General features: G+C 60.2%; 10 protein-coding genes. 9 read left to right on the top strand and 1 reads right to left on the bottom strand.

Going from position 1 to position 9,102, the window contains the following annotated elements:
• Positions 1-2,621: CheR family methyltransferase (locus EN994_RS00465; RefSeq protein ID WP_127307364.1), on the top strand; the 2,621-nt coding region annotated here is incomplete at its 5' end.
• Positions 2,618-2,998, top strand: coding sequence for a response regulator (locus EN994_RS00460; protein WP_063170160.1), 381 nt, complete (start codon positions 2,618-2,620; stop codon positions 2,996-2,998). The genes EN994_RS00465 and EN994_RS00460, both read left to right, overlap by 4 nt.
• Before the next feature lie 422 nt (positions 2,999-3,420).
• On the opposite strand, the gene EN994_RS00455 is transcribed toward EN994_RS00460, so the two are convergent.
• The gene (locus EN994_RS00455; RefSeq protein WP_063170161.1) at positions 3,421-4,599 is read right to left on the bottom strand and encodes a zinc-dependent alcohol dehydrogenase; all 1,179 of its coding nucleotides are present in this window, start codon (positions 4,597-4,599) and stop codon (positions 3,421-3,423) included.
• A gap of 698 nt (positions 4,600-5,297) precedes the next feature.
• On the opposite strand from EN994_RS00455, the gene EN994_RS00445 reads away from it, so the two are divergent.
• The 7 genes from EN994_RS00445 to EN994_RS00415 all read left to right on the top strand — a co-directional run bounded on the left by EN994_RS00445 (position 5,298) and on the right by EN994_RS00415 (position 9,081).
• Positions 5,298-5,564 (top strand): hypothetical protein, encoded by a 267-nt coding sequence (locus tag EN994_RS00445; RefSeq protein ID WP_063170162.1) that lies wholly within the window; start codon positions 5,298-5,300, stop codon positions 5,562-5,564.
• Positions 5,561-5,779 (top strand): hypothetical protein, encoded by a 219-nt coding sequence (locus EN994_RS00440; RefSeq protein WP_063170163.1) that lies wholly within the window; start codon positions 5,561-5,563, stop codon positions 5,777-5,779. Before EN994_RS00445 ends, EN994_RS00440 begins: the two co-directional genes overlap by 4 nt.
• A 4-nt stretch (positions 5,780-5,783) precedes the next feature.
• Positions 5,784-5,999 (top strand): hypothetical protein, encoded by a 216-nt coding sequence (locus tag EN994_RS00435; protein ID WP_063170164.1) that lies wholly within the window; start codon positions 5,784-5,786, stop codon positions 5,997-5,999.
• 47 nt (positions 6,000-6,046) lie between these two features.
• A complete protein-coding gene (locus EN994_RS00430; protein WP_063170165.1) occupies positions 6,047-6,649 on the top strand; it encodes a hypothetical protein in 603 nt (200 codons plus the stop codon).
• Between the two features lie 126 nt (positions 6,650-6,775).
• Positions 6,776-7,003: a hypothetical protein gene (locus EN994_RS00425; protein WP_063170474.1), complete on the top strand. Its 228-nt coding sequence runs from the start codon at positions 6,776-6,778 to the stop codon at positions 7,001-7,003.
• Between the two features lie 324 nt (positions 7,004-7,327).
• Positions 7,328-7,864, top strand: coding sequence for a hypothetical protein (locus tag EN994_RS00420; protein ID WP_245441275.1), 537 nt, complete (start codon positions 7,328-7,330; stop codon positions 7,862-7,864).
• Positions 7,861-9,081, top strand: a complete 1,221-nt coding sequence (locus EN994_RS00415; protein ID WP_063170167.1) for a divalent metal cation transporter — start codon at positions 7,861-7,863, stop codon at positions 9,079-9,081. The genes EN994_RS00420 and EN994_RS00415 overlap by 4 nt, the downstream gene beginning before the upstream one ends.
• Positions 9,082-9,102 lie beyond the last annotated feature (21 nt).

The following is a 9,102-nucleotide window of genomic DNA, read 5'->3' as shown; positions in this document are numbered from 1 at the left end:
ATATGCCACAGAGCGCTATTGCCAGCGGGCTCGTCGACGTCGCTGTGCCCGCCGAGGAGATCGGGGCGAAGCTGGAGGCTTTCGCCCGCGGCTTCGACACGCTGGAAGGGCTGGCGGAAGAAGATGGCGACCATACGGCCGACATCGATAAGGTGCGAGAACAGATATACGCCATTCTGCGCAGCCACTCCGGCCACGACTTCTCGGGCTACAAGACCAAGACATTTCTGCGCCGCGTGAAGCGACGCATGCAGATCGCCCAGGTCCATTCCATCAGCGCCTATATAGACTGGCTGAAGAAAGATGCTCGCGAGGTGATGAACCTTTTTCGCGATCTGCTGATCAATGTCACCAACTTCTTTCGCGACCCCGATGCCTTCGAGTTGCTCGAGCGAAAGATCATACCGCAGTTGTTCGAAGGCAAGACCGCCAGCGACACCGTCAGGGTCTGGGTTCCCGGATGCGCCACGGGCGAGGAGGTGTTCTCTATCGGCATCCTGCTGCGCGAACACATGGAGAAGCTTACGGTCGTTCCGCGCGTCCAGATATTTGCCACCGACATCGACGAGCCTGCGCTGGCGGTGGCCCGGGCGGCACGCTATCCCGAAGCCTTGCTGCAAGGGCTTTCACCCGAACGCCGACAGCGGTTCTTCAACGGCGACGGAGAGAGCTATGTCATTAGCAACGAGATACGGGAACTGTGCATCTTCTCGCCGCACAGCGTCATTCGCGATCCGCCTTTCTCGCGCATGGATCTGGTCTCCTGCCGCAATCTGCTGATCTATTTCGGCCCGAGCATCCAGAGCCGTGTCATCCCTGTCTTTCACTATGCATTGAAGCCCGGCGGTTACCTGTTCCTCGGCACCTCCGAAAGCGTTGGGCAGCACGACAATCTGTTTGCCACTGTCGACAAGAAACATCGTCTCTTCCAGGCGCGCGAGCATGCCTCGCCGCATATCAGGCTGCCCGCCTTGATCGGTGAGAGCCGTTCCGGCGTCTTTCCCTCTGAAAGCGCCGGCTTAAGGAAGGGAGCCGCCGGTTATCCGCTGCGCCAGGCTGTCGAGGCGCAGGTGCTGGAGCGCTTCGCTCCGCCGCATGTCCTGGTCAACGCCGAGGGCGATGTCGTCTATTATTCGGCCAGGACCGGCAGATATCTCGAAGCGCCGCAAGGGATTCCCAGCCGGCAGTTGCTGACGATGGCTAGGCGTGGGCTGCGACTGGACCTCCGCGCCGCGTTGCGGGAAGCGACGACGACGCGCCGCACAGTGGTGCGGGAAAACCTCATCGTAGAGGAAGACGACGAACGGGTCCAGCCGATCAAGCTCACGATCGAACCGCTCACCGAACGTGGCAATGGCGAGCCGCTTTATCTCGTCCTGTTCGAACCGTCGGGGCCGACCCAGGCCCGCTCAGAGGAAGACGGCGGCGGCCGTGACAGTGACAGCACCGCCGATCTCGAGCGGGAGCTGCGCGACACCAGGGAGCGCCTGCAATCGACGATCGAGGAATACGAGACCGCGCTGGAGGAGGTCAAATCGTCGAACGAGGAACTCGTCTCCGTCAATGAGGAGGCGCAGTCCACCAATGAGGAACTCGAAGCCTCGAAGGAGGAGATGCAGTCGCTCAACGAGGAGCTCAACACGATCAACGCCGAGTTGACGGCCAAGATAGAGGAGCTCGACCACGTCAACGGCGATCTGCGCAACCTGTTCGAAAGCACCGACATCGCGACCATTTTCCTCGACCGCAGCCTTGTGGTCCGTACCTTCACGCCGGCGGCGTCATCCTTCTTCAGCCTGCGTCCCTCCGATGTCGGCCGGCCGCTGACGGATCTGTCTAGCCAGCTCGACTACCCCGAGCTGAAGCAGCACATCGACAAGGTTTTCGAGACAGGCGAGATCCTGAATCACCATCTGGCACGCGATGCCAGGGGCCTGTTCCACATGGTCCGCATCAATCCCTATCGCGACAAGGGCAACAGGATCCAGGGCGTGGTGGTGACACTTGTCGATGTCACCACTCTGGCACAGGCGGAAGAGCATCAGCAGGTGCTCATCTCTGAACTCAACCACCGGGTCAAGAATATGCTTGCGGTGATCGCCAGCATTGCAAGCCGCACGCGGGAAAGTTCTGATACGAAGGAGGAGTTCGCGGATGCGCTGATCGGTCGCCTGCATGCCATGTCGCGGGCCTACGGCCTGCTGACCCGGGAGAGATGGAAGGAAGCCTCGGTCAGGGAACTGCTCCAGCAGGAGCTCGAACCATTCGGCATCGAGCGGATCGAACTCGATGGCGAGGATGTCAAACTAGGTCCGCAACAGGGGCTTTCCCTCAGCATGGCCATTCATGAACTGGCCACCAACGCGGCCAAGTACGGCGCTTTGTCAAAAACCGACGGCAAGGTCAGTGTGCAATGGTCGATCGAGGAGGACAGTTTCACATTTGGCTGGCGCGAAAAGGACGGCCCTGTTGTCAAGGCGCCCTTGGACAATGGTTTTGGCCTGACACTGCTGCAGGGAGAAATTGGTTACAGGCTCGGCGGCCATGTCGAGACCGCGTTCCACAAGGACGGCCTCAGCGTCCAGATCGCGTTTCCAGCAAACCACAAGGAGGCGCCGTGAGCGACGACAGGCCGCGCGTTCTGGTGGTCGAGGACGAATGGCTGATCGCCGAAGACGTCGCGTCTCGCCTGCGTGCGGCGGGTTATCCCGTGATCGGCCCGGTCTCGTCGGTCGCCGCGGCTCGTCAACTTATCGATGCAGGCAAAGTCGACGTGGCGCTGCTCGACATTCAATTGAACGGTGAAACGAGTCTGCCCGTAGCCGAAACATTGCTGGCTCGCGGCGTCCCCTTCGCCTTCATGACCGGATTTGGGCCGCGTGATGTTCCCCAACCCTTCCGAAGCTGCAAATTCGTGCCAAAGCCGGCAGGCGACGCTGCCCTTCTCAACACCCTGGCCGACCTGGCATTGCTTCGTCCCGACACGCACTCGTCGTGATTTCAACAGCCGGTTTCGATCAGTCCAGGGGCTTGTCCGTCGGCCGAGGCGTGGTGCTCGCCTGACGCGGCCGCCCGGCGTTGCGATTGGCAACCGGATTGTCAAGCGGCGCGGTCGACGGCCGGGATGTGCCTGCGGTTTTCGGCGTCTCCGGCTTGCCACCGGCATCCGTGTCACTGGCGTCCCGTCTCGGGTGCGGCAGACCATCGGCGTTCGGAGACCGGACGCTGGGTTTCGATGTGGAACTCTCATTGCTCATGGCAGCACCTTTCTTTGCATCGGGTGGGGCACGGTAGTCCCGCCGCTGTGAAGTCTGCAGGTCAAACCGTCGCCGCGATCGAAGGTTCCAGGTGCCAACGGGTCCATTGCGATCCACGGCCGCCGACTTACTCAGGGCAGACCTGGTGCGAGAGCCCGACACCTCAACCATGCGGCCGCATCACCACCTTGATGCAGCCATCCTGCTTGTCACGGAACGTCTTGTAGAGATCCGGCCCGGCTCCGAGATCCGCCCGGTGCGTGATCACGAAGGAGGGATCGATGTCGCCCTTCTGGACTATGTCCAGGAGCGGTTCGAGGTAACGCTGAGTATGGGTCTGACCCATCCGGAAGGTCAGGCCCTTGTTCATGGCGGCGCCGAACGGAATATGATCGACGAGACCGATATAGACGCCGGGCACCGAGATGGTGCCGCCTTTGCGGCAGGAGTAGATTGCTTCGCGCAGTACATGCGGCCTGTCGGTGCCGAGGTAGACGGCGGCCTTGACCTTGTCGAGCATGGCGTCGGCACTGGCGCCGGGATCCGACTCGGTACCGACACAGTCGATGCAGCGATCAGGACCGCGGCCATCGGTCATCGCCATCAAGGCGTCGTAAATATCGGAGTTGCTGAAGTCGAGCGTCTCGGCCTTGCCGTGCTCGCGAGCCATCGCCAGCCGCTCCGGCACCTTGTCTATGGCAATAACGCGGCCGGCGCCGAGCATCCATGCGCTTTGGATGGCGAACTGGCCGACCGGACCGCAGCCCCAGATAGCGACGGTATCGCCTGGCTCGATGCCGGCATTTTCAGCCGCCATGTAGCCAGTCGGGAAGATGTCTGAGAGGAACAGCACCTGTTCGTCGTCCATTCCTTCGGGCACCTTTATCGGACCGACATCGGCGAAAGGGACTCGCAGATATTCGGCTTGCCCTCCCCAATAGCCGCCGACCAGATGCGAATAGCCGAACAGGCCCGCCGGGGATTGTCCCATCACTTCGGCGGCCTGTTTGGCATTGGGATTGGACCTGTCGCAAAGCGAGAACAGCCCCTTCTGGCAAAACCAGCATTCGCCGCATGAGATGTTGAACGGCACCACGATGCGGTCACCCTTCCTGAATTTCGAATGGCCGCGGCCGACTTCCACGACCTCGCCCATGGTCTCGTGTCCAAGCACGTCGCCCGATTCCATGGTCGGCATATATCCGTTCATCAGATGCAGGTCCGAGCCGCATATGGCGCAGCAGATGACCTTGATGATGACGTCGCGATCATCCTCTATAGCGGGATCAGCCACCTGGTCGCATCGGATGTCGCCTTTGCCGTGCCATGTGAGCGCTTTCATGAGGTTGCTCCTTGTTGGAAGAAGGTTGGAAGGCAAATCGTGTAAAAGGCACCGTCTGAGCGTCTGCAGCAATCCGTCGATATACAGGTCAACACATAGGAGTTGCTGCCGTGATGCCCGATTGTTCAGTCTTTGGATGCGGAACCCGGCTCGGCCATCTTGCGGTGCTGTTCAGCCAGCGTGCCTGCCGGCATCACATGCGCCGCGGCGACCTGCAGCTTGTTCTCCAACTGCTGATGACTTGTTCCTCGCCGGCCATCTCGCCTCGTAACCGGCTATGACTACATCGGTGGGATTGTCCTTCTCATCGGTGCCGACCTTGCCCTCACCACGGCCAACTTTTCATTCGTCATAACGTCCTCCGAATTTCGCTTCGGCCGAACCACCATCGAGGCTGATTGTTCCGTACGGATAGGATTGAATGGGCGGCTTTATGCCGGCCATGAAAAGCGATTTTGTTCTGGGCACATTCGACTGTGAACAACTCATGATGGCGGTGGAACAACTCAAGTTTGTGCGAGTTCGGTAGCCGTGCAGCGTCATCGCTCCCCTTGTTTGATGCTGCACGGTCGGGTTCCCTCAGCCTGATCAGCCCGCGCGCCCTCGCGGCAGCGCGGGCTTTCTATGGGCAGGGCGCCATGTTTTAAATCTTTGGAACAACGTACCCGTTCAGCAGTTCGGCGTGCAGGAGGAACAAAATGCAATTCGCGGAAGAAATCGCGCTCAGGCGCGTAAAGATGCTGGTCGAACAATATGTTGTCGCCAGGAGCAGGAGATATGATTTCGTCTCGACCGAACTCGCCTGTAAGGCCATCCGCCAGGTCGTACGAAGCCCGATCGAGGACGCCGAACTGGACCATCTGCTGGCCAGAAGCGCCGTCAAACAAGGGCTGTCGGTGCGGTTCGACCGGATAGGTCATTGGCAGGCGGCTTCGCCCGAACTCAGCCAGGAGAAATCAGCATGAGGGCAGTGCTTTTGATGTCGGCCGCATTGCTCGCCTTGGCGGCGTGTAATGACAATGCCGATCCAGCCAAGTCCAAGACGGATACCACGAACAGCCAACCGGTCGACAAGAATCCCACGACGGACACCAACCCGACACCGCAGACCAGCACCGGCGGCGATCAGCAAGGTACGCAGCCAGCCCAGCCTGCATCTCCCAAGCCAAGTGGCGGCTAGGCCTATGGAGCGACGCAACGCGATAATCTCGCTGGTGATAGCCGCAGTCATCATTGTCGGTTTCGTCGTCGGCTTTTTCTACATTGATATGGGCTGGCAGACCTCGCCGCTGAAACGCGCGCCTGAACAGAACCAGGGTGGCAACGCCCCGGCGGATACCTCACCAGCCGCGGGCGTCCAGAAGAATCCCAAGGAAAACACCGAAATGCCTGGGCAGTGATCGACAGCTCGTCTCTGAGTAGACCTCGAACCAAGCCAGACGCGTTTATGCTGTCAGGTCCCACCGTGCTGATCCTTATGTACTTTCTGCTTCCCGTCTGGCTTGTCGCTGGCTTTGCAGACTGGCTTTGCCACCGCGCCTCACATATCGAGTCGACCACGGGCGCCAAGGAATCCTTGATCCATCTTCTGATGTTCGCCGAAGTAGGCGTGCCGTTGCTGGCAGCCATGTTCCTCGAGGTGAATGCCTTGGTCATCGCTGTCATGATCGTCACCTTCTTCATCCACGAGGCGACGGCGATGTGGGATGTACGCTATGCAACCACGGCGCGCAGGGTAACGCCGATCGAACAGCATGTGCACAGCTTTCTGGAAATGATCCCGCTGATGGGCCTGGTCAGCGTCGTCTCCCTCCATTGGACGCAGTTTCTTGCGTTGTTCGGGGCGGGGCCGGAAACCGCGCGCTTCGATATCGTCTGGAAATCGCAGCAGTTGCCACTGATCTATATCGTCTGCGTGATGGCCGTGATCGTACTTTTCGAGTTGCTTCCGTATGTGGAGGAATTCGTCAGGGGCTTACGGGCCAATGCCGGGAGGCTGATCCCGCCGAAAGCCAGGCGACGCGACCCGGGCCACACGACGTTGCGGTGATGGGGCGGTCTGAAACGATGCTTCCTTGACCACAAGTACTCAGCGGTCTGAGCGCCGTCTCGCGCGGAACATCTCTGCCGGACTGGTCATTAACAGAACGGGAGAGGACAGACATGGAGCGTGATGATGAGCATCCTTTCCGACCTCGACAAAAAGCTGACGGACAACATGTATGAACATGCCAGCGAACTCACGGATGCGGTGGCGGACCTGCCGCCGGAACTCGTTGAAAGCGTCGACCGGCTAATGCCTTTCATCCAGCCCGAAGCGCGCGAGACGGTGAGAAATCAGGTTTTCGGCCTGATCCACGAATACAGGATCGTGGCCCCTCGCAGCCCGGCCGATCAGGATTGACCTACCCGTTCTGGTCTATCGCGTGAGGCGCGGGTTGGCTGCCGCCATCGTTGCTTGCTCTATGGCCGCCGAACCACAGCCAAGCCGCGACGATCACGACTGCCACGATCACTATCCAGGATATGAGACGAGGCATTGCGGGATTCTCCGTGCCAGCAGTCCATTCACGTCGACGTGATGATCAGGACGGAATTGAAGTCGGCTCCGCCGCCTCCTTGTGCTCCTAATTCCGCACGCGATCCTTTGTTCCGCTTGAGTTGCGGTGGCCGGCTGAGATCTGTCGCGTCCACATGCCCTGCAGCCGCCCCGCCGGATGGGCTTTCGTTGACGCGCCCGCTGAACGCTCTAGGTCAATTCAAGCCGACCACCGCTCGTTCGGCACTAGGGGAGACTATTCTTGTGGCGCACCAAACGCCGAATTTGATCCTCAGCGGCCGTCATTTCCGGCTGGATTGTTTGTGCTTGCTGTTGCTGTTGTGCGTGTCGGCGGGATGCTCGTCTTCCGACGAGATCGAGCAGCAATCACGAACAGCGGCTTCCGCGGCACAGACCGCATCGATGTTGCTCGACGCTTGGATGGGCGGCGCGGCGCCGACCGCATACACGGTGGACACGCTGCAATCGATCGCCAAGACGCTCGTAGATACGGGGGCGCAAATCCGGTCCGCCGAAACCAGTGAACCCACCGAGCAAGCTTCTCTGACAAAAGCAGTCAATGATTTGTCGGTCGCGGTGACGCGTGCCGAGGCCGGACTGCAGGCAGATGACCGGCTGGAAGTCCAAGACGCGCAACAGGATTTACGGCTGGCGTCGCGTGCGCTCGCTGCCGCCTACGCCAAGTATTTCGCGCCGAAGCCATGAAAAAGCTCATGGAAATATCCCTCGGCGTCGTCACCAGCGTCGGCGGCTTCCTCGAAGTTGGGTCCATGGCGACGGCGGCGCAGGCAGGCGCGATGTTTGGCTTCCAGTTGATCTGGGCGGTGGTGCTTGGCACCGTCTGCATCATCTTCCTTGTCGAAATGTCCGGCCGGTTCGCGGCCGTGAGCCATCACACGATCTCCGACGGCATCCGCGAAAGGTTCGGTTTCAACGTCTTTCTATGGCCGTTGCTTGCCGCCTTGCTGGTCAATTTCCTGGTGCTGTCCGCCGAGATCGGCGGCGTTGCCATTGCGCTCGAACTTGCCACGGGCATAGGCTTCCAGTGGTGGGCACTGCCGGTGGCTTTGCTGGCGTGGCTGCTGCTCTGGAAAGGCACGTTCGGCGTCATCGAGAAGGGCGTGTCGTTTCTCGGTCTGGTGACGCTGTGTTTCGTCGTCGGAGCGGTGATGCTGAGACCTGATTGGACGGCAGTCGCAAGGGGCGCCGTGCCTTCGCTGCCGGTCCACGATGCCGCCAATTACTGGTTCATGGCGGTCAGCATTCTGGGCGCCTCGATATCGCCCTACCTGTTCATGTTCTATTCCTCGGGGGCCATCGAGGACCGGTGGGACAAAAGCTATCTCGGCGCCAATCGGGCCATAGCGGGGTTGGGCATGACCTTCGGGGGCACCATCTCGATCGGCGTGTTGATCGTGGCCGCTCTCGTGCTCGCCACGCATGGCGTCACCCAGGTGGACGACTATCACCAACTGCCGTTGATGCTGATCCCCATATTCGGCTTCTGGGGCTTCGTGCTGTTTGTTGCTTCTCTCGCCATCGCCTGCTTCGGCGCTGCGCTCGAGGTCGGGTTGCAACAGGCCTATCTTGTGGCCCAAGGGTTCGGCTGGAATTGGGGCGAGGATCGCAAGCCGCGCGACGATCCGGGTTTCAGCGCCATCTACACGATATCATTACTGTTGGCGGCTATTCCCATCGCGCTTGGTCTTGACCCGCTGAGGCTCACCATCTTTTCCATGGCGCTGACGGCTGCCAGCCTTCCGCTGACCGTCGTTCCGTTCCTGTTTCTGCTGAACGACAAACGTTATGTCGGCGAGCATCGCAACGGCATTTTGTCAAATGCCGCCGTCATCTTCATCATCGCGCTTGGCTTCGTACTGGCGGTGGTGACCATCCCGCTGCAGATATTCGGAGGCACATGATGAAGTTGCTGCGTGATCTCC

This window comes from Mesorhizobium sp. M7A.F.Ca.CA.002.09.1.1 (assembly GCF_003998555.1).
Taxonomy (GTDB): domain Bacteria; phylum Pseudomonadota; class Alphaproteobacteria; order Rhizobiales; family Rhizobiaceae; genus Mesorhizobium; species Mesorhizobium ciceri.
Note: the sequence above shows the minus strand (reverse complement) of the source record. Positions and strands in the feature narration are given on the sequence as shown.

Bases quoted from the DNA above. Each gene is read 5' to 3' on its own strand.
- EN994_RS00455 (WP_063170161.1), bottom strand. From the start codon at position 4,599: ATGAAAGCGCTCACATGGCACGGCAAAGGCGACATCCGATGCGACCAG.
- EN994_RS00445 (WP_063170162.1), top strand. From the start codon at position 5,298: ATGCAATTCGCGGAAGAAATCGCGCTCAGGCGCGTAAAGATGCTGGTC.
- EN994_RS00440 (WP_063170163.1), top strand. From the start codon at position 5,561: ATGAGGGCAGTGCTTTTGATGTCGGCCGCATTGCTCGCCTTGGCGGCG.
- EN994_RS00435 (WP_063170164.1), top strand. From the start codon at position 5,784: ATGGAGCGACGCAACGCGATAATCTCGCTGGTGATAGCCGCAGTCATC.
- EN994_RS00430 (WP_063170165.1), top strand. From the start codon at position 6,047: ATGCTGTCAGGTCCCACCGTGCTGATCCTTATGTACTTTCTGCTTCCC.
- EN994_RS00425 (WP_063170474.1), top strand. From the start codon at position 6,776: ATGAGCATCCTTTCCGACCTCGACAAAAAGCTGACGGACAACATGTAT.
- EN994_RS00415 (WP_063170167.1), top strand. From the start codon at position 7,861: ATGAAAAAGCTCATGGAAATATCCCTCGGCGTCGTCACCAGCGTCGGC.